21 protein-coding genes and 1 riboswitch are annotated in these 20,413 nt (G+C 55.4%); of the genes, 20 read left to right on the top strand and 1 reads right to left on the bottom strand.

Features of this window, described 5'->3' with window-relative positions:
• The 11 genes from atpC to T363_RS14965 all read left to right on the top strand — a co-directional run bounded on the left by atpC (position 1) and on the right by T363_RS14965 (position 11,065).
• A complete protein-coding gene (gene atpC / locus T363_RS0103135; RefSeq protein WP_031473146.1) occupies positions 1 to 402 on the top strand; it encodes an ATP synthase F1 subunit epsilon in 402 nt (133 codons plus the stop codon).
• Between the two features lie 283 nt (positions 403 to 685).
• Positions 686 to 1,378: a YoaK family protein gene (locus tag T363_RS0103130; protein ID WP_034971513.1), complete on the top strand. Its 693-nt coding sequence runs from the start codon at positions 686 to 688 to the stop codon at positions 1,376 to 1,378.
• A 137-nt stretch (positions 1,379 to 1,515) separates the two neighbouring features.
• Entirely contained in the window at positions 1,516 to 1,908 is a 393-nt protein-coding gene (locus T363_RS14380; RefSeq protein ID WP_242840216.1) for a DUF3592 domain-containing protein, read from the top strand.
• Positions 1,909 to 1,960: 52 nt separating this feature from the next.
• Positions 1,961 to 2,191 carry a FeoA family protein gene (locus tag T363_RS0103120; protein WP_031473142.1) on the top strand — a complete coding sequence of 77 codons (231 nt, stop codon included), beginning with the start codon at positions 1,961 to 1,963 and terminating at the stop codon, positions 2,189 to 2,191.
• Entirely contained in the window at positions 2,188 to 4,209 is a 2,022-nt protein-coding gene (gene feoB / locus T363_RS0103115) for a ferrous iron transport protein B (protein WP_031473140.1), read from the top strand. The genes T363_RS0103120 and feoB overlap by 4 nt, the downstream gene beginning before the upstream one ends.
• Positions 4,210 to 4,249: 40 nt before the next feature.
• Positions 4,250 to 5,056, top strand: a complete 807-nt coding sequence (locus tag T363_RS0103110) for a Cof-type HAD-IIB family hydrolase (RefSeq protein WP_034971511.1) — start codon at positions 4,250 to 4,252, stop codon at positions 5,054 to 5,056.
• Between the two features lie 26 nt (positions 5,057 to 5,082).
• A riboswitch (THF riboswitch) is annotated at positions 5,083 to 5,183 on the top strand.
• A 68-nt stretch (positions 5,184 to 5,251) separates the two neighbouring features.
• Positions 5,252 to 5,848 carry a folate family ECF transporter S component gene (locus tag T363_RS0103105; protein ID WP_051643052.1) on the top strand — a complete coding sequence of 199 codons (597 nt, stop codon included), beginning with the start codon at positions 5,252 to 5,254 and terminating at the stop codon, positions 5,846 to 5,848.
• Between the two features lie 197 nt (positions 5,849 to 6,045).
• Positions 6,046 to 7,665: a mannitol dehydrogenase family protein gene (locus tag T363_RS0103100; RefSeq protein WP_031473136.1), complete on the top strand. Its 1,620-nt coding sequence runs from the start codon at positions 6,046 to 6,048 to the stop codon at positions 7,663 to 7,665.
• Positions 7,666 to 8,105: 440 nt separating this feature from the next.
• Complete coding sequence (locus T363_RS0103095; RefSeq protein ID WP_031473134.1) at positions 8,106 to 8,294, top strand: hypothetical protein; 189 nt, start codon at positions 8,106 to 8,108, stop codon at positions 8,292 to 8,294.
• A 19-nt stretch (positions 8,295 to 8,313) separates the two neighbouring features.
• Positions 8,314 to 9,201, top strand: coding sequence for a DegV family protein (locus T363_RS0103090; RefSeq protein WP_031473132.1), 888 nt, complete (start codon positions 8,314 to 8,316; stop codon positions 9,199 to 9,201).
• Between the two features lie 91 nt (positions 9,202 to 9,292).
• Positions 9,293 to 11,065, top strand: coding sequence for a polysaccharide deacetylase family protein (locus T363_RS14965; RefSeq protein WP_051643051.1), 1,773 nt, complete (start codon positions 9,293 to 9,295; stop codon positions 11,063 to 11,065).
• A 232-nt stretch (positions 11,066 to 11,297) separates the two neighbouring features.
• Here T363_RS14965 and T363_RS0103080 read toward each other — a convergent pair whose 3' ends face one another.
• Positions 11,298 to 12,266: an RluA family pseudouridine synthase gene (locus T363_RS0103080; protein WP_031473128.1), complete on the bottom strand. Its 969-nt coding sequence runs from the start codon at positions 12,264 to 12,266 to the stop codon at positions 11,298 to 11,300.
• Between the two features lie 172 nt (positions 12,267 to 12,438).
• On the opposite strand from T363_RS0103080, the gene T363_RS14960 reads away from it, so the two are divergent.
• The 9 genes from T363_RS14960 to rapZ all read left to right on the top strand — a co-directional run bounded on the left by T363_RS14960 (position 12,439) and on the right by rapZ (position 20,402).
• Complete coding sequence (locus T363_RS14960; protein ID WP_051643050.1) at positions 12,439 to 12,957, top strand: YceD family protein; 519 nt, start codon at positions 12,439 to 12,441, stop codon at positions 12,955 to 12,957.
• Between the two features lie 44 nt (positions 12,958 to 13,001).
• Positions 13,002 to 13,187, top strand: a complete 186-nt coding sequence (rpmF, locus tag T363_RS0103070; protein WP_031473124.1) for a 50S ribosomal protein L32 — start codon at positions 13,002 to 13,004, stop codon at positions 13,185 to 13,187.
• A 268-nt stretch (positions 13,188 to 13,455) separates the two neighbouring features.
• Positions 13,456 to 14,760, top strand: coding sequence for a DUF512 domain-containing protein (locus T363_RS0103065; protein ID WP_031473123.1), 1,305 nt, complete (start codon positions 13,456 to 13,458; stop codon positions 14,758 to 14,760).
• A gap of 30 nt (positions 14,761 to 14,790) precedes the next feature.
• Positions 14,791 to 16,116 carry a ribosome biogenesis GTPase Der gene (gene der / locus T363_RS0103060; RefSeq protein WP_031473122.1) on the top strand — a complete coding sequence of 442 codons (1,326 nt, stop codon included), beginning with the start codon at positions 14,791 to 14,793 and terminating at the stop codon, positions 16,114 to 16,116.
• 23 nt (positions 16,117 to 16,139) lie between these two features.
• Positions 16,140 to 16,784, top strand: coding sequence for a glycerol-3-phosphate 1-O-acyltransferase PlsY (plsY, locus tag T363_RS0103055; protein WP_051643049.1), 645 nt, complete (start codon positions 16,140 to 16,142; stop codon positions 16,782 to 16,784).
• Positions 16,781 to 17,794, top strand: coding sequence for an NAD(P)H-dependent glycerol-3-phosphate dehydrogenase (locus T363_RS0103050; protein ID WP_031473120.1), 1,014 nt, complete (start codon positions 16,781 to 16,783; stop codon positions 17,792 to 17,794). Before plsY ends, T363_RS0103050 begins: the two co-directional genes overlap by 4 nt.
• A gap of 135 nt (positions 17,795 to 17,929) precedes the next feature.
• The gene (locus T363_RS14375) at positions 17,930 to 18,418 is read left to right on the top strand and encodes a DUF6376 family protein (RefSeq protein WP_034971510.1); all 489 of its coding nucleotides are present in this window, start codon (positions 17,930 to 17,932) and stop codon (positions 18,416 to 18,418) included.
• A gap of 189 nt (positions 18,419 to 18,607) precedes the next feature.
• Complete coding sequence (murB, locus tag T363_RS0103040) at positions 18,608 to 19,522, top strand: UDP-N-acetylmuramate dehydrogenase (protein WP_031473119.1); 915 nt, start codon at positions 18,608 to 18,610, stop codon at positions 19,520 to 19,522.
• A gap of 22 nt (positions 19,523 to 19,544) precedes the next feature.
• Positions 19,545 to 20,402: an RNase adapter RapZ gene (rapZ, locus tag T363_RS0103035; protein ID WP_031473118.1), complete on the top strand. Its 858-nt coding sequence runs from the start codon at positions 19,545 to 19,547 to the stop codon at positions 20,400 to 20,402.
• The last annotated feature ends 11 nt before the right edge of the window (positions 20,403 to 20,413 follow it).

The raw sequence follows: 20,413 nt of genomic DNA, 5'->3' as shown, positions 1-20,413 counted from the left end.
ATGGCTACCTTTCATCTCAAGGTGATGACGGTGGACCGCTGCTTCTGTGATGAAGAGGTCGACCGGATCGTGATCCGCACGACACAAGGCGATGTGGGCATCCTGCCCGGCCATGTGCCGTATGTTGCGGCGCTGGGGATCGGCGGGCTGACGATCATTCAGGATGGCAAGCCGCGAACCGCAGCAGTTTCGGGCGGTTTTGTGGATGTGACGCGGGAGCAGACCGTGGTTCTGGCCCGCACCTGTGAATGGGCGGATGAGATCGACGTCAATCGTGCCCGCGAGGCGGCAGAGCGTGCCCGCGCTGTTTTGAAGCAGCATGAAAGCGAGCATGAGCAGAATGTGGCGCAGGTGCGTTTTAAGAAAGCGATCAACCGCATCCGCATTGCCGAGAACAAGTGAATTTTTCCGTGTGAAGACGGAACCGAACAGGGGTCTGCCTGCCGCATTTGCGGCAGGCAGACCCTTTCGTTTTGCCGCAGATAGACGATGATGGCTTACCAGATGCGTACCGCTGTGGTATAATAGCCGCAGGGCGGCTACCATACAACTATTTTACAATGATAACAACAGCGGCGCTCATCAGATGCTCAGGGCAGAGAAATATGTGCCGCTGTGGTATGATACAAAAGAACGATGCAGCAGGCTCTGCTGTGATATGTTGGAACAGGAAATGGGGAGCACAATGAAACAAATGGATGGACAAATGTCGGAATCACTGCTGCTGGGCGCTTTGCTGGCGCTGGCCGGCGGTTTTTTTGATGCCTATACTTTTTTGTGTAGGGGCGGCGTGTTTGCCAATGCGCAAACAGGCAATATCGTGCTGTTCGGTCTGCGGCTTGCGGAGCGCGAGTGGATGGCGGCGCTGTCGTATCTTCTGCCGGTTGCTGCATTTGTGCTGGGGGTTGTGGCGGCGGAGTATATCCGGCGGAAGAGCCGTGCCGGTGCAGGATCGGACGGATGGCACTGGCGGCAGAGTGTGGTGCTGATGGAAGCAGTAGTGCTGGCTGCTGTGGCATTTTGGCCGCAGCGGTGGAATGCGGCTGCGAACATTGCGATCTCGTTTGTGTGTGCACTGCAGGTGGAAGCCTTCCGCAAGGTGCGCGGCAGTGCATTTGCTTCCACCATGTGCACGGGAAATCTGCGGTCGGGTACGGAGCAACTGGTGATTTGGCGGCAGACCGGCAGCCGGACCGCAGCCCGAAGAGCGAGACATTATTATGGGATCATTCTGTTTTTTGCGCTGGGTGCTGCGGCAGGCGGGATTAGCACTGTCTGGCTGAGCGAACGTGCGCTGCTGCTGACGCTGCTGCCGCTGGCCGCAGTGGTTTTTATCATGTTTATCGGGAAGGATGACGGACACGGAGGTTGCACGTAGCGTGCAGCAGCCGCATGTTGAAAGGGAATCTGTAAAAAATGCGGCTTTGGGAAGAAAACACATGACACAGAGCGAAGAAAATGCTATAATATTTTTGTTCGTCGGATTACGTACCGGAGGGATAAGATGATTGCGGTATGGATCATAGCGTGCAGCTTTATGCTGGCAGGAGCGCTGTATGCACTGCCGAAATATTATATAAAATATGTACATGCAAAAGCAAAACAGAGGGACGCATCCTCTCGGTAAGCAGCACCGCCGGTGCGGAGAAGCATACGGCTGTATCCGCGGTATATGTGTATTACGTGAATGGTGTGCGGTATGCAGCGAAAACCGGATGGACAACATTTGGTTGCTTTGCCGGTGGGCGGTCGTGCAGTGTGCGATATAATGCAAATCATCCGCAGCGTTCCTTTCTCTGTAAAAGCGGTATTTATATCAACTGCGCGATTGGCACGGTTTTTTTCCTGATCGGGATTGGCGCGGGGCTGCCCGGCCTGTTATTGCCGGTGCTGATACCGGGTATATAGAGTGCACGGACAGACAGAACATACGATGAATCAAGTGCATCGGGGGACAAGCATGAAGACACTGAATAACTTAAAGCCGGGGCAAAGCGGCGTAGTCGATCGAATTACGGCGGAGGGCGCTCTGAAACGGCACTTTCTTGATATGGGCATTACCAAAGGCGTGGTCATAACGATGGAGCGGGTTGCGCCGTTCGGCGATCCGGTTGCGGTGCGCCTGCGGGGGTACAGTCTTTCTCTGCGCCGCGTGGAGGCAAAGAAAATCGTACTGGAGGCAGGCGCATGAGTGGAAAACGTACCATTGCGATCATTGGTAATCCGAATAGCGGCAAGACCACACTGTTCAACCGGTTGACCGGTTCGAATCAGCATGTCGGCAACTGGCCGGGCGTTACTGTGGACCGCAAGACCGGCCATATCTGCCACGATGGGATCGGGATCGATATCGTCGATCTGCCCGGTATTTACTCATTGTCGCCCTATACGCAGGAGGAGATCATCGCGCGCGAGTTCGTCCTGTCCAATGAGATTGACGGCATCCTGAACATCGTAGATGCAGCGAATATCGAACGAAACCTGTATTTGACGCTGCAGCTGATCTCTCTCGGCCTGCCGATGGTGGTAGCGCTTGGATTTATGGATGATGCCCGGGCGCAGGGCATCGAGGTGGACTGCGGCGAACTAAGCCGCCGACTTGGCGTACCGGTTGTGCCGATTTCGGCTAAAAAGGGCGAAAACATTCATGATCTGCTCGACGAGCTGGCGCACGGGATGTGCGCGCCGATGCAGCAGCCGACTTATCTGCACGGTGTGGGGGCGGCGATCCGCAGGGCGGCGGAACTGCTGCGTCCGCTGCCGCTGCGCCCGTGCAGCCTGCCGTTTTATGCGGCGAAGCTGCTTGAGGGTGATCGGGCGCTTTGGGCACAGTACGGCGGTGATATGTCAAACACCATGCGGGAACAGTTGGATGCATTGGCTGAGGGAATGCACAGCCATGCCAATTCGACCGATAATGAAATGGTGCTGGCGGATGCACTGTATGATTATATCGAAGAAATCGTGCGTGCCAGCTTTATTCATCCGCGTGAGCATAAGCTGACTGTGACCGAACGGATCGACAGCATTGTGCTGCATCGGATTTGGGCACTGCCGATTTTTGCGTTTTTCATGTTTCTGATGTTCTGGACGACCTTTGGTCCCTTTGGGAGCTGGCTGGGCGATGGGATGGAATATCTCATTCAGGGGGTCATCAGTCCGGCGGTGCAGAGCGGCCTGACCGCCATCCATACGCAGCCTTGGCTGATCGGCTTAATTTGCGACGGCGTGATCGGCGGTGTGGGCGGCGTGCTCAGCTTTTTGCCGCAGATCGTGATCCTGTTCTTTTTCCTTTCTGTTTTAGAAGATACCGGCTATCTGGCACGTGTAGCCTTTATTATGGATACGCTGCTGCGCCGGATTGGGTTGTCGGGCAAGTCGTTTGTGCCAATGCTGATGGGATTTGGCTGCACAACACCGGCGGTTATGGCGGCGCGTACAATGGAAAACGACGATGACCGCCGTATGACGATCATGCTGACGCCGTTTATGTCCTGCGGGGCTAAGCTGCCGGTGTATGCGCTGGTGGCGGGTGCACTGTTTCCGAAGCATCAGGGACTGGTTACGATCAGCCTGTATGTGCTGGGTATCCTGATGGGTGTTGTGGCCGGTGTGATTTTGAAAAAAACCGTGTTCCGCAGTGTTTCTTCGGGCTTTGTGCTGGAACTGCCGACGTACCGCCTGCCGTCCTTTAAGGGCACGGTGCTCAATATGTGGCAAAAGGCAAAGGATTTTATCACCAAGGCCGGTACCGTGATCTTCTTAATGAGTGTGGTCATCTGGCTGATGCAGAACTTTACCCCGATGCTGACCGTGGCAGGGGACGCGGGCGAAAGCATCCTCGGTGTGATCGGTACGCTGATCGCGCCGGTTTTTGCGCCGCTTGGCTTTGATCAGTGGCAGGAAGCGGTGGCGCTGCTGACCGGTCTGGTCGCTAAGGAGGCGGTTGTTTCCACCATGAGCGTGCTGTATGGCGCGGGGGGAGACAGCGCACTGCTTTCCGGCATACTGGCAACGGTGTTCACACCGCTGTCGGGCTATTCCTTTTTGGTGTTTACCCTGTTGTACATGCCGTGTATGTCGGCTTTTGCTACGATCAAGCGTGAAATGGGCGGATGGCGCTGGGCGTTTGGCGCGGCGGCCTTCCAAACGATATTGGCGTACTTGACCGCAATGGCGGTCTATCAGGTCGGCAGTCTATTTTTGTGACACTGCCCGGTATTTTTGGCAGAGAAAGGAGAACCGATTGATGGCGATTAAACTGATTGCCGCAGATATGGACGGCACACTTTTAACCAGTGACGGACAGCTTCCGAAAGGCTTGTTTCCCCTTATCCACACGCTGTGGGCGCGCGGTGTGCGGTTCGCGCCGGCCTCCGGGCGGCAGTATTATACGCTGTATGAACAGTTTGGTGAGATTGCGGATGAGCTGATGTACATCAGTGAAAACGGCGCTGTGGTCGCGGACGGTGCGGAGATCATTTCCTTCGAGGCGATGCCGATGGAAGAGGTCTGCCGCGCAGTGGAAACCGTGCGGCAGCTGCCCGGCGTGTATGCAATCGTATCCGCCCGGCACGGCGGCTTTTATGAGGATGATGCGGATCCGGCTTTTATGAAGAGCATGGCGATTTATTCCACCCGCCGCACCAAGGTGCCTGACTTGCTGGAATTTGTCCGCCGGGAGCCGGTGTGCAAAATCGCTGTGTTCTGCGAGGGACGGGCTGAACAGGTGCTGTTGCCTGCGTTTGGTTCGTTTGCACAAAGCTCGCAGCTTGCTGTTTCCGGTGCAGATTGGATGGATCTGATGCGCCCCGGCATGAATAAGGGCTTGGCGCTGCACGCCATGTGCCGGAAGCTGGGGATCGCGCCGGAGGAGTGTATGGTGTTTGGGGATTACCTGAATGATTTGGAGCTGCTGCAGGCGGCAGGGGAGTCCTACGCAATGGCGAGCGGGCACGAAGCGCTGAAAGCGGCGGCAAAGCACATAGCGCCGGGCAACGATGAGGACGGCGTGTGCCGCACCATCCGGGACGTTTTCGGTATTGACAAGTGCTGAAAGCGTGATACAATAAGAGCAGAAAAAGCAGAGTAGACCACAATGCGTAAAGTGCCGCCGAGACGGGGAGTTGTTCGGTGGACGAAAGGGAGTTTTCCCTGCGGTATTGTGATCGCATCCCGCTGCTGCAACTGTTTAGGCATTTCCTAAATCGCTGTGGCAACAGATGAATTTTTTTAGGAGGTGTCTTTTTCTATGTCTAAAAACGAAAATATCTTTGTCCGCTCCCTGAAGGAACTCAAATCCACCCGTTGCCTTGCGCTGACGGCGCTGTTGATTTCGATCAACATTGCGCTCGATTTGATGGGGCTGCAGATCAAGCTGCCGCCCAACCTGCGCATTGGCTTTGGCTTTCTGTGCAACGCGGCGATCGGTATGCTGTTCGGCCCGGCGGTGGGCATGACGGCCGGTGTGTGCACCGATGTGCTTGGCTATTTCGCCGGAAACCTGACCATGGGTGCCTATTTCCCGGGCTTCACGCTGACAGCGGTCGTTGGCGGTTTGCTGTGGGGCTTGTGGCTGTATCCGCGCAAGCTGTCTGTTGGGCGGGCGATCGGCGCCAAGCTGTGCGTTAACGTGATCTGCAATATCGGCCTCAATACCTTGTGGCTGACGATCACCGGCGGCAAGGCGATGAGTGTGCTGCTTGCCCTGCGTGTGCCGAAAAACCTGTTGATTTTACCGGCGGAGGTCGCAATTTTGTATTTTGCCATGAAGCTGGTGCTGCGGATGTATTATGCGCTGCCGGGTACACCGTCCGAAAAATGCGTGCCGGAGAGCAATACGCAGTAATCCGGCTGCCCGCGCGGCTGATAAACGGATGTGTCTTAAGCCGCCTGTTAAACAGGCGGCTTTTGGTTTGTGTATCCTTCGGATGAATTTGTCAAGATTTCCGATTTTCCCTATGCAAGGCGCGGAAAATTTGGTATACTATATGACAATGGAAGCAGAACGGAGTTTTCCGTTCACGAAAAGGGAGTGACCGCTTTATGAAATTGACAAAAGAAAGCTTAAAGCATAATGCGTCCTGGAAGAGCTACCGCCTGCCGCAGTATGATATCGACGCGGTGCGTGACAATACGCGCAAAGCGCCGGCGTGGCTGCATTTTGGCGCCGGCAACCTGTTCCGGGCTTTTCCCGCCGTGCTGGCACAGCGGATGCTGACAGCCGGCCTGTCGGATACCGGCGTGATCTGCTGTGACGGTTATGATGAAGAACTGATCGACCGCTGCTACCGTGCGTGCGATCACCTGTCGCTGGTGGTGACCCTGTATTCGAACGGCACGATCAACAAGGAAGTTATCGCTTCGGTTACCGAAAGCCTTAAGCTGAGCGAGGATATGGCACGGCTGCAGGAGATCTTTCTGGCGCCTTCGCTGCAGATGGTCAGCTTTACGCTGACCGAAAAGGGTTATGTGTTCCAGAATGATATGAATGAATTCCTGCCGGATTATGCGCATGACCGCGACGGCGGACCGGAGGGATGCCGCTCCTTCTTCGGTAAGCTGACGGCTCTGTGCCTGATGCGTGCCCGCGCCGGCTTGCCGCCGCTTGCGCTGGTTTCGCTGGACAACTGTCAGGACAACGGGATGCGGCTGGAGCGTGCAGTGCGGTATATGGCGCGTGGCTGGCAGAAAAACGGCTTTATTTCCGAGGATGAGTATTTCGCATTGCTCAAGAAGAATACCTTCCCGCTGTCGATGATCGATAAGATCACACCGCATCCGGATGCCCGTATCGCGGAAAAGCTGGCGGCGGACGGTTTGGAGAATGCGCGTCCGTTCGTAACAGAAAAGGGAACGTATGCGGCGGTTTACGTCAACTCGGAAAGTCCGCACTATCTGCTGATCGAGGATGCGTTCCCGAACGGTCATCCGCCGCTGGAGCAGTGCGGCGTGATCCTGACGCGCCGTGATATCGTGGAAAAATCTGCGATGATGAAGGTAAGCACCTGTATGAACCCGATGGATACCGCGCTTGGCGTTTTCGGCTGCCTGCTGGGCTACACCCAGATCAGTGCGGAAATGAAGGATAAGGAACTAGTCAATCTGGTGACGCGCCTGAGCGAGCAGGAGGCAATGCCGATGGTTGCCGATCCGGGCGTGATCGATCCGGTGGCATTCCTGCATGAGGTGCTCGGTGAACGTTACCCCAATCCTTTCCTGCAGGATTCGCCGCAGCGTACGGCGACCGATACGTCGCGTAAGATCGCGCCGCGTTTCGGTACAACGCTGTATGCGTATTACAATTCCATGCTGCCGGCGCACCGTGCGACCAAGCTGGTGTATATCCCGCTGGTGTTGGCAGGATGGCTGCGCTATCTGGTCGGTGTGGATGACCGCGGCGAGGCGTTTGAACTGAGCCCGGATGCGAACATCGATGCAGTCCGCGCTTTGATGGGCAATCCCAAACTGGGAGAAGAAGCGACGGAGGAGCAGCTGTACCCGCTGTTGTCCAACCGGTATTACTTCGGCGTGAACCTGTTTGAGATCGGTGTAGGCGAAACGGTCGTCCGCATGTTCAATGAACTGAACCGCGGGCCGCGTGCGATCCGAGAAACGCTGTGCAAGTATTGCGGCGAGGAAAAAGAACAGGAATGGATCCTCTGATTGCGCATAACATGAAAGCAACAAAAGGCTTGGAGCTGGACTCCAAGCCTTAGCTTTTCGAAAAAGTATTTTGTCGATGGACGTCAGCAATACGCGCGGCAGCGCGCATGAAACAGCATTTGCAGCGCAAATGCATAAAAAGTCAGGACATGTGCCTGACTTTTTATACTTTGAGAGAGAAAAAGTTTCTGTACAGGAACTTTTTTCTCGTTCATGTTTGGCATAGTCCAAACATAGATTGTCGAAAAACAAAGTTTTTCGACAATCTCAGGCTTGGAGCCGGACTCCAAGCCTTTTGTTGCGGATCAGCCGATATTTTATCAGAAGCTTAAACCGGGCGGGTGTGGAATAGTATTCGACTTCCTTTATGGGATATGTTATACTGAGAATATCAATTTACAGATTGGCGCATATAAACGGTGCGTGAAAGGAAGAGAATGATGACGATCCTGAACTGCTCCTGCGGCAATGAGATCTATATTATGGACGAAACGGCGGCTGCGGCTTGGCAATGTGAGGTCTGCGGTCAATGGTATGATTTTTTTGGCGTAAAAGTGCCGCCTCCGGGCCAGCAGAAGAAAACGGTTTCCCCGCATTTGATCAACTGGAGTGCAGGAGAGGAATTGTAAGGGTAAAGAGGGGATGAAAATGAATCAACAGAAAATCGCGTTGCTGACCGATTCGTGCGCCGATATTCCACAGGCGCTGCTGCATCGTTACGATATTCATGTAGTACCGCTCAAGCTGATTTTTTCGGACGGCGAATATGCAGATGGCGTGGATATCACACCGACAGAGGTATACCGCCGATTGCCGACGGAGATACCCAAGACGACCTTGCCGGACGGGGCGTCAGTAGAGCGGGCGTTCGCACGGATTCGGGAAGCGGGTTACACCAAGGTGCTGGCGATCAACTTTTCAAGCGGCCTGAGCGGGACACATAATCTGGTGCGCCTGATCGGAGAGCAGACGCCCGGGTTGGAGGTCGCTGCGTTTGATACCTTGAGCGGCTCGCTGGGAACCGGTATGACGGTTTTGCAGGCAGCCCGCTGGATCGAAGAGGGATGGACTTGGGAAGAATTGCTGCGCGCTCTGCCGCCGCTGATGCAGGATACGACGGTGTTTTTCTGTGTGGATACGCTGGAATATTTGCAAAAGGGAGGCCGTATCGGCCGTATTACGGCGGTGGCCGGTACGCTGCTGCAAATCAAGCCCATTATTTCCTTTACGGAAGAGGGAGAGCTGGTCAATACAGCGAAAATGCGCGGGCGCAAGGCGGCGATGCAGAAGATGGTGCAGCTGGCAGCAGCCTGTGTGCCGCGCGGCATCCGGTTTAATCTGGCGGTAGCTCACGGGGATTCGCCGGCTGAGCTGAAAGAGATCCGCAGCTTGGCGCAGCAAAGCCTGCCGGATTATCAAAACTGTATGGAGGGCGAGATCGACTGTACGCTGGGGGCTTATGTTGGACCGCATTTGTTGGGGATTGGTGTGCAGATGATGGAAAATGCGCTGAAAGCCGCAGGAAAAGAAAAGTAACGGTTATGTAACTTTATTTTGCGTCAAGGGGTGCTATAATGAGTAAATAGAGACACAAATATACCAATAAAGATAGGAAGGGATGAGGAAAATGGCGTATCAGTCGGCGTATCGGTCCAGCTACCGTCGTCATCGCCGCCGTCGCCGCAACAGTCACTATGGGGTGCTGATCGCCCTGATTCTGCTGGTTGTAATTGCGGTGCCGGTCATATTTCGTATGGTAACGGGGGCCGCGGGCGCGCTGTTCGGCGGCGGATCCTCGCAGATCGTGTATCAGCTGCAAACCCCACGCGCCCTGATGCAGGGAAAAGCAGTGGATCTGGGCGGCACGCCTTATCGGGATCAGAGCGGCAGCGCACTGGTTCCTATGCAGTCTCTTTGCGAGAACATGGATATGGATTTTGCATGGGATGCGGCAGCGGGGACAGCCACGGCAACCCGCAAAAAGGATACTGTGCAGATGAAGGCCGGCAGCAAGAATATGCTGCTGAATGGAGAAAAACATTCGATGTCCGTTGCAGCCGATGCAAAGGACGGGGTGCTGTATGTGCCTGTGCGGGATTTTTGCACGGCGCTTTCGTGGCAGAGCAGTGAACTGGGGGCGGATCAGGGAGATCTGATCGTGATTTCCCAGTCGAAAAAACCACTGGATGAGGATAAGATCGGAAAAGCGGCAGAAGAAGCACTGGCGGTGCTCGGCCCGTCTGAGCAGCAGCTTGCAGCAACCAGCGTGCTGCTGCGTGCGGATTCGGATAAGCTGCTGTCTGCGGGTGAGACGGTGCAGATGTCCGAGGAAGAGGGCAAGCGCGGCAAGGCGGCGCTTGACCGTGGCGGTATGAAATACGTACCGCTCAAAGCGGCGGTACATGCGCTGGGCGGCACGGCATCGTTTGACGGCAAGCATGAATGGACGGTGGATTGCAGTGGGCTCCAGTCGACCGTGCAGGATGATGGCAAAACCAAGGTGAACGGTGAAAAGGTGAAGGGCGACCATATCGATGCCTATCAGGATGAAGCGTCCGGCAGCTTTTATGTTTCGGCGCCGGTATTTGCCGCGGTGATCGGCAAGCACTTTACCGATTTGGGCGACGGCGCCTTTGCATTCACCACTGTATCGCTGGATGGCTTTGACAGCCAGAAGGCATATTTGGATTCTTTGAAGGAGGGCTTGACGCAGGCTGTCGGCGGGAATATCCCGGAGGCGGACGTGTATATCGCCCTGACCTTTGACGATGGGCCGACTGGGCGCACGGGCGAGTACCCCGAAGGATTGACCGCAACGCTGCTGGACGGCCTGAAGGAGCGCGGCGCACACGCGACGTTCTTTATGTGCGGCTACCGTTTGCAGGATTTCAATTCGCATTGCAGCCGTTATCTGGCGGAGGGGCATGAACTGGGCAACCACACCATGAACCATCCGATGAGTATGCTGCCGGCGCTGGGCGAGGATGAGATCCGCAAGGAGATCAATGACAACAACGATCTGATCGAGAAATATTGCGGCGCACGGCCAACGGTGATGCGACCGGTTGGCGGTGCTTATGATGATAAGGTGCAGGCGGTGATGAAGGAACTGGGTCTGCCGATCATCAACTGGGATGCGGATACGCTGGACTGGAAGACCAAGACCGATCCGTCGAGTGTGAAGAATAATCTGATCGATCTGGCGAAGGACGGATCGATCGTCCTGATGCATGATATGTATACCGGTACGGTGCAGGGCGTTTTACAGGCGATCGATGAGCTGCAGAGCAGAACGGATAAGACCTATGCATTTGTGACGGTTTCCGAACTGGCTGCGGTCAAAGGAATCACGCTGGAACCGGGCAAGGTATACACGAATATCAAGGAATCGGCGGCGTGATCCTTACACGGACTGGCAGCAGAAAGAGAACACAAAAAAACGCCCTTCCGGTGCGAACCGGAGGGGCGGCGGAGTGTCTTTTTGGCAGACCGAAAAGCTGCTCGATACGAACCCCCGGGGCATAAGCCATCGGGGGTTCGTGCATCTGCGCTGCCGATACCGTTTGCGGCGTGCAGCTCGGGGTACGTTGTGCCGCGGGATCGGTTGTTTTCAGGGAGCGGATAAAATAGCATTACAGCTGAAATGACGGGAAATATTTGCGTACAAAAGGGATTTCCTTTGCTGTGAATGTCCGCCCGTTTAGATAGGACAGCACACCGGCGTCTTCTTCAAATCGGAAAGTGAGTGAGTAGGCATACAGCGCCTGCCCGGTTTCATTGTAGGGGCGGTTCAATTCATTTGTGCCGTATTTGCCGTCGCCCAGCAGCGGGCAGCCGATTGAAGCCATGTGTGCACGGATCTGATGGGTGCGGCCGGTCAGCAGTTCACATTCAACGAGTGACAGCTTATCCTGCGATGCCAGTGTGCGGTAGCGTGTGCGCGCGGTTTTGGCGCCGGGTACACGCTGGCGGTGCAGGGTGACCTGCTTGCGCTTTTCGTCCCGCCGTAAATAATTCTCGATCAGTCCGGCGGCGGGCTGCGGACGGCCGTGTACAATGCACAAATAGCGTTTTTCCAGCTCCCGTTCCTTGATCTTATCATTGAGGATGCGCAGCGCCTCGGCGGTTTTGGCGGCAATAACAATGCCGCCGGTGTTGCGGTCGATACGATTGCACAGGGCAGGGGCGAAGGAGGCGGCATCTGCCGGATTCCATGCGCCGGTTTGATACAGGTAGGCTTGGATATGAGCGATCAGGGTATCAGCGCCGCCGCGTTCATCGGCATGCACGACCATGCCGGGCGCTTTGTCGGCCAGCAGGATATGGTCATCCTCGTAGACGATACGCAGCCGCGGCTGTGTGATGCGGCGAAAGGCTTCCTCCTCGCGCGGTGCGTCAAAGTATTCGTCGTTCAGGTAAAGCTGAACCGCGTCGCCCTCGGCCAACCGGTAGGCGGCATCCGTGCGTTTGCCGTTGACTTTGATGCGTTTGAGCCGCAGGTACTTGTGCATTATGCCGCCGGGCAGCAGGGGGACGGCTTTTTCAAGAAATTTGTTCAGACGTTGTCCGCTGTCGTTTTTTGTGATATAATATTCTCTCAAGGCAGGGGTTCCTTTTCTGTGTGATGGTGTTTTCTCCACTCAGTATACCGCATTTGCGCAAGAAAGGGAAGTGCCTGCAAACGTTCGGTGAAATATGCTGGAAGCACGCATTTTTTGGTTGACAAAGCCTGATTACTTGTAGTATACTATTTTAGTACCATGTGAGGTTAACATGAAGATTGATTTGAAAAAGCTAACTGCTTCGCAGCATGCAGTGATCCCGTTCGATGAGGAAATCGACCTGAAGGAAGAAACGCTGTATGGTGCAAAGCCGTTTCAAAGCCCTGTCCGAATCAGCGGAGAGGTTTCGAGTGACAACGGTGTTTTGCGGCTGCGCGGGTCGATCAAAACGATTTATTCTACCGCTTGTGCACGTTGTTTGAAGCCGCTCGATATTCTGCTGTCCGCCGAGGCCGATATGATTTTGTCGGATGATCCGGGGGCAGAGGAAGAGGACGATCTTTTCGTGCTGACCGGTGACAGCGTGGATCCTGCGGACGTACTTGTGCCGGCATTGATCCTGCAGGTACAGATGACATATCTGTGCAAGGAGGACTGTAAAGGCCTCTGTCCGCACTGCGGCGCTGACCGCAACGAGGTCGATTGCGATTGTGATAAAAAGCAGATCGATCCGCGTTTTGCCGCGCTGCGCGCCCTGCTCAACTCGGATGAGGACGAGGGCAAATCATAATTTACTGATAAAATACAGAAGACAGAGTAGGAGGTGTATCCACCATGGCAGTACCGAAGAGAAAGGTATCCAAAGCCCGCCGCGACAAGCGCCGTAACTCCCACTGGAAGCTCTCTCTGCCCGGCATGACCAAGTGCCCCAAGTGCGGCGAGATGAAGCTGGCTCACAGAATGTGCAAGGCCTGCGGCTACTACAATGGCCGTGAGGTTGTCGCCGTTAAGGAAGCGTAAGGCTAAAACAGAACAAAAAATGGAGAAGGCGGCAACGACTTCTCCATTTTTTTTGCTTTCGGTCGGGGTATCTTGCCGGGCAGATGCCCGGACAAGCCGCAGGTGCGGAAAGGCTCCGGAGAACTTTTTCGCGTGTTGGCATCTAAATGCAGGGATATGCTCTGCGTTTGGATGAAAAAACGGTTTTTGCTTTGCAGCAGCCACTTTTTCTATGGGATATCCGTGCAAAAGCGCGGCAGTCTGTGAATCACAGAGGGGAGGGCGCACGATGGCGTCGAAAATTATCAGTGTAGATGCGGGAAGTCCGGCAGAACGGGCGGGGCTGCAGGCAGGAGAGGTTCTGCTGCAGATCGACGGTACGGCGATCCGTGATGTGCTGGATTACAAGTTTTACAGCTACGATGCGCGTTTGATGCTCAAGGTGTTGGAGCAGGACGGTGTGACAATGCGCGAAGTGCGGGTGCGCAAACGGGAGGGAGAGCCGCTTGGCTTGAATTTTGAGCACTACCTGATGGACGGTATGAAGCAGTGCTCGAATAAATGCGTGTTCTGCTTTATCGATCAACTCCCCAAAGGGATGCGTAAAACGCTGTATGTCAAGGATGACGATGCCCGGATGTCCTTTCTGATGGGCAACTATATTTCCATGACCAACCTGTCCGAGGCAGACGTGGATCGCATCCTGCGGATGCATATTTCGCCGGTCAATATTTCGGTGCAGACAACCAACCCCGAATTGCGTGTGAAAATGCTGCAAAACAAGCGTGCAGGTGAAGCGCTGCGGATCATGGATCGTTTCGCAGAGGGCGGCATTACGATGAACTGCCAGCTTGTGGTATGCAAGGGCTTGAATGATGGAGAAGAGCTGCGCCGTTCGCTGTACGATCTGAAAAAGCTGTATCCTGCTGTCAATACGATCTCGGTCGTGCCGTTTGGTATGACGCGCCACCGCGCAGGCTTGTATCCGCTGGAGGCCACCGACCGGGCTTGTGCGCAAGCAATTCTGGATATTGTGGAGCCGTTTGCGGAGGAATGCCGGCAGGAGTTAGGGACGCGTCTGGCTTGGTGCGGGGATGAGCTTTACCTGAAGGCAGAGCGTCCGCTGCTGGATACAGCGTATTATGAGGAATTTACGCAGTTTGAAAACGGCATCGGCATGCTGCCGTTGTTTATGGAAGAGTTTCGCCTTGCCTTGCCGGATTACGCCGGACGTACGCCGCGGCCGTTTACCATCGCAACCGGGGCGGCGGCTGCGCCCTCAATGCGGGTGCTGCTTGACGAAGCTGCCGCTGCATGCGATAATTTGAAGGGAGCGGTTGCGGAGATTCGTAATGATTTTTTCGGGCCTCTGGTTTCCGTAGCCGGTCTGATCACCGGGCAGGATCTGGTAGCGCAGCTGCGCGGACGGGAATTGGGGGAGCGTGTGCTGATTTCCGCCAATATGCTGCGGGACGGCGGCGACGTGTTTTTGGATGATTATACCCTGCCGCAGGTGGCAGAGGCCATCGGTGTACCGGTCATACCGGTCGAGATCGACGGCGCGGATCTGCTGGCAAAGATATTTGAGGATTGATAAGCGGAGAGACAAAGGAGGGATTCCCCTATGCCAAAACCGATCATGGCCATCGTGGGACGGCCGAATGTGGGCAAATCGCAGCTTTTTAACCGTTTGGCAGGCAAGCGCCTGTCTATTGTGGAGGACACGCCGGGTGTTACCCGTGACCGCTTGTATGCGGAAAGCGATTGGCGCGGCCGCGATTTTACCATTATCGATACGGGCGGCATCGAGCCGTCCAATGATAACGAAATTTTGCAGTTTATGCGTTATCAGGCGGAAACGGCGATTTCGCACGCGGATGTGATCGTACTGATCACCGATCTGCGCACCGGTGTGACGGCGGCAGATCAGGACGTGGCTTCCATGCTGCTGCGTTCGGGCAAGCCGATCGTGCTTGCGGTGAACAAATGCGATAAGCCGGGTGACCCGCCGGCGGAATTTTACGAATTTTATAACCTTGGTTTGGGTGAGCCGTATGGTATTTCGGCACTGCACGGCTATGGTGTGGGCGAACTGTTGGATGCAGCCTATGAATATTTTCCGGCCGAGGAGGAAAATGAAGCGGATGATGAACGCATTCGCGTTGCGCTCATTGGCAAGCCAAATGTCGGCAAATCCAGCCTGCTCAACCGCGTGCTGGGAGAGGAACGGGTCATCGTTTCCAATGTGGCCGGAACCACGCGCGACAGCGTGGATGCGGATCTGGACAATGCGCACGGCAAGTTCACCTTCATCGATACAGCGGGTATCCGCAAAAAGAGCAAGGTGGATGAGGCGATCGAGAAATATTCGGTCATGCGGTCGCTTCTGGCAGTGGAGCGCGCGGATGTCTGCGTTATCATGATCGACGCGACCGAAGGTGTGACCGAGCAGGATACAAAGGTTGCCGGAGAAGCGCATAACGCGGGCAAGGCCTGCATTATTGTGGTCAATAAGTGGGATCTGGTCGAAAAGGACGGATCGACCATGAAGGAGTATACGCTCCGTGTCCGCGAGGGGCTGGCATATATGCCCTATGCACCGGTGCTGTTTATTTCGGCACAGACCGGACAGCGCGTGGACAAGCTGTTTGCCCTGATCCATGAGGTATATGAGCAGAACCATATGCGGATCCCGACCGGCCGCCTGAATTCCATTTTGGCAGAAGCGACAGCCCGCGTGCAGCCGCCGACCGATAAGGGACGCCGCCTGCGTATTTTCTATATGACGCAGGCATCCACCTGCCCGCCGACGTTTGTGTGCTTCTGCAATGATGCGCGGCTGTTCCACTTTTCCTATCAGCGGTATTTGGAAAACCAGATCCGTGAGGTGTTCGGATTGACCGGCACACCGGTGCGCATGGTGATCCGCGAACGCGGGGATAAGGACTAAAATCACATCTGGGGGAGATGAATATGACACTGACGCACTTTGCTATCATTGCTGTTTGCGGCTACCTGCTCGGCTCGCTGAGTTTTGCGATCATCGTCAGCAAGGTAACGCTTGGCAAGGATATTCGGGATTACGGCAGCGGGAATGCCGGGCTGACCAATGCTTACCGCACGATGGGAGCGGGAAAAACGCTGTTTGTCCTGCTGGGTGATATCGCCAAGGGCGCGGCGGCGGTTTCAATCGGCGCCCTGCTGGCGGGGCCGGTCGGCAAGCTGGTCGCAGGTATTTTCGTCATACTCGGCCATATGTTTCCGTTGTATTTCGGCTTTCGCGGCGGAAAGGGTGTATTGGTTGGTGCGGTTATGCTGGTGCTGTTCGACTGGCGTATTTTCCTGATCGCCTTTGTGCTGTTTTTCGGTGCGGTGCTGCTGACACGCTGGATTTCGCTCGGCTCGATTCTGGGGGCGGTCAGCTTTCCGATTACGACACTGCTGTTTTACCGTGATCCGGTACTGACGGCGATGGCATTTGGTATGGCGGTGGCGGTGGTGTTTATGCACCGCGCCAATATTATGCGCATCCTGCGCGGGGAAGAGAATAAATTCTCATTCAAAAGCAAAAAAACGATCGAAAAGACCGTTTCAGACGGAGAGGAGAACGAAACATGAAGGTTTTCGTGCTTGGCACCGGCGGTTGGGGCATTGCTCTTGCCATGCTGCTGCACCAGAATGGTCACGAAGTGACGTCGTGGACCTATTTGCAGGAGGAATGTGATCTGCTGCTGCGCGAACGTGCGCATGAAAAACTGCTGCCGGGCGTGCATATCCCGGAGGGCATTGACATTACGACCGATATGTCGGGCGCAGCACAGGCGGATTTGATTGTGATGGCGGTGCCGTCCTTCGCAGTTGCTTCGACCGCAGAACAGCTTGCTGCAATCGTACCGGCCGGTACGGTGATCGTCAACGTCGGCAAGGGGCTGGATTCGGGGCATGGTTACTGCCGCTTTTCGCAGACGATCGACCGCGCGATGGGCGGACGCAATCCGGTGGTCGCGCTGACCGGGCCGACCCATGCGGAGGAAGTTGCACGCAACGTGCCGACGGCGATCGTTGCGGCCTCTGCGAGCCGTGCAGCGGCTGAGCTGACCCAGTCGGCTTTTATGAATGATCACTCGTTCCGTGTTTATACCTCGGCAGATATTGTTGGCTGCGAACTGGGCGGCGCGTTTAAGAATATCATTGCGCTGGGTGCGGGTATTTCGGATGGCTTGGGCTTGGGGGATAATTCCAAGGCCGCTTTTATGACCCGCGGCTTAACGGAAATCGCGCGCCTTGGTGTAACGCTGGGTGCAAAGCAGGAAACCTTTGCCGGCCTGTCCGGTGTAGGAGACCTGATCGTGACCTGCTGCTCGATGCATTCACGCAACCGCCGTGCCGGTATCCTGATCGGCAAGGGTGCAACGGCGCAGCAGGCGATGCGGGAGGTAGGCGCGACGGTCGAAGGGTATTATGCGACCGAGGCCGGTTATCATTTGGCAAAGCAGCAGGGGGTATCCATGCCGATTACAGAGGCTATGTATGAGGTGCTGTACCATGACCTGCCGGCGCAGGAAGCGATTCGGATGCTGCTGGGCCGCCCGCGCCGCGGGGAGCATGAAGAAGTTTGGGTGCGCTAAAACTTAATAGGAAAATAGCATAAAAATCACTTAAAAAAATTGTCTTCTATTATTGGGGAATGTCTTTACATTTTGTACGCTTTCGGCTATAATGCAAATACAATCTTGCAAATAAAAAAGTAAGGAGAATGGAATGTGAAGAAGAATATTACCAAGCGTCTTTTGGCGGCGTTATTGGTAGCTGTGCTGGCACTTTCGCTGGCGGCATGCGGCGGAAACGATGCTGGAACAGGCGAAAGCGGTGGGGCTGCACCGGCAGCGCTGACGGAGGAAGAGTATCAGCAGGCAGCCGAAAAGCTCAGCGCTGATATGAATGAGATTCAGACCAATGTTAGTACGGCGATCAGCGATCCGGAATCCGCAAAGAAAGTCCTCGACGATATGAAGGCTTCGATTAACGAATTTGCATCTGTTACGCCGCCTGAGTCTTATGCTGATGCACATGCTAAGCTCAAGTCCGGCTGTGAGTCGCTGATTGCGTTTATTGATACGGTTGCCGCGATGACGGAAGAAACCGATCAAACGAAGCTGGCCGAATTGTCTGCGCAGATGAGTGAGCAGCTGGAAACGGCTATGACTGACATGGCAGAAGGCGCAAGCATGTTGGAAGCGGTAAGCGAATAACACTGCTATAGGTTACATAGGATAAAAGGCACCCGAAAGGGTGCCTTTTATTTGCACTTTGTGAGTATCTTTGTTATAATAACCTTGAATTGAATACTTACTGCCACTGGGCGGCTGCTGTTGTCGATTATATGCGGCTGCTGCTGTGGTGTTATTTTGCGAATAGATCGTTTGCATATGGAGGGAACTATGGAAAAAACCAAGAGATGTATGGCTGCACTGCATGAGGCGGCGCCTGAAATAGAGGTTATGGCGGGGGAGCCGATGTGCCGCCACACGACATTCGCAATCGGCGGAGCGGCCGATCTGTTTGTGGTTCCTAAAACGCCAGAACAGCTGGCAAAGGCGCTGCAGGTGATCCGTGATTGCGGCCTGCCGTTGCTGATGCTGGGTAATGGGTCGAACATGTTGGTGTCTGATGCGGGCTATCGCGGCGCGGTAGTGTGCACGACGGAGATGGATGACGTACGCGCGGTTGAGGAGAACCGCTTGATTGTGCAGGCCGGCGCTTTGCTCAGCCGGGTGTCGCGGTATGCACAGCGCGCAGGGCTGACTGGTGCGGAGTTTGCCGGCGGGATTCCGGGCAGCCTGGGCGGTGCAGTGTTTATGAATGCAGGAGCATATGACGGTCAGATGGCCGCTATTGTGGAGCAGACTGAATATCTGGACGGCAGCGGTACGGTGCACACACTGACCGGTGAGGAGCACTGTTTTGCTTATCGTGGCAGCGCGTTCCGGGCGCATCCGGATTGGGTTGTGCTGCGCTCGGTGCTGCGGCTGCAGCCGGGGGATCCCGCTGCCATTTTGGATAAAATGAACGATTTTGCGCAGCGCCGGCGCGATAAGCAGCCGCTGAATTATCCGTCCGCCGGATCAACCTTCAAACGGCCGGAAGGGTATTTTGCCGGCCGGCTGATTGAGGACGCGGGACTGAAGGGCGTTTCGGTCGGCGCAGCGCAGGTATCGGAAAAGCATGCGGGATTTTTGATCAACCGCGGCGGGGCAACCTGTGAGGAGATGCTTCGCCTGATCGAACTGGTGCAGCAGCGTGTGCGCGAGAAATTTGGCGTGGAACTGGAATGTGAGGTCCGCATTATCCGGTAAGCGGACAAGGAGAGAGGCATACATGAATTTTCTGATTGTTTCGGGCATGTCGGGTGCGGGTAAGAGCCGCGCGATCGCAACTTTGGAGGACTTGGGTTATTACTGCGTGGATAATCTGCCGATTGCCCTGATCCCCCGCTTTGCAGAGATCTGTCTGGCAGCGACCGAGCGGTACGAGCGGGTCGCGCTGGTGACCGATGTGCGTGCGGGCGGGGATTTTCAGCAGTTGTTCGATTCTCTGGCTTCCATCCGCGATATGGGATGCGATTTTCGGATCCTGTTTCTGGATACGGATACGCCCACGCTGATTCGCCGCTACAAGGAGACCCGGCGCAAGCATCCGCTGATGGAGCGTGGTATTTCCATGACAGCCGCGATCGACAAGGAGCGCGAGCTGCTGTCCGCATTGCGCGACCGTGCGGATTTTATGGTCGATACGACTGGCTTGTCCACCGCCGGCCTGCGTGAGCGGCTGCTGACGCTCTTTTCCGGGGCAGAGGGCAGCGGCGCTTTTGAAGTGATCGTGCAGTCGTTTGGTTTCAAATACGGTATCCCGGCAGAATCGGACTTGGTATTTGATGTGCGTTTTTTGCCGAATCCCTATTATGAGATGGAACTGCGCGAAAAGAACGGTACCGATCCCGATGTGCGGGACTATGTGTTTCAGGGCGGCACAGCGGATGCACTGATGGGGCATTTGACCTCGCTGGTGGATTTTCTGCTGCCGCGCTATATGGCAGAGGGAAAAACCAATGTGGTCATCAGCATCGGCTGCACGGGCGGCAAGCACCGTTCGGTTGCGATCACAGAGGCACTGTCCGGGCATCTGCGCGGGCGGGAATACGGTGTGGTGACCATGCACCGCGATTATCACAAGTAAACAGAACAGTG

Origin of the sequence: Agathobaculum desmolans ATCC 43058 (genome assembly GCF_000701665.1) — a bacterium.
Classification (GTDB): domain Bacteria; phylum Bacillota; class Clostridia; order Oscillospirales; family Butyricicoccaceae; genus Agathobaculum; species Agathobaculum desmolans.
The sequence above is the reverse complement of the archived record's forward strand: the minus strand, read 5'-3'. Positions and strand labels throughout refer to the sequence as shown.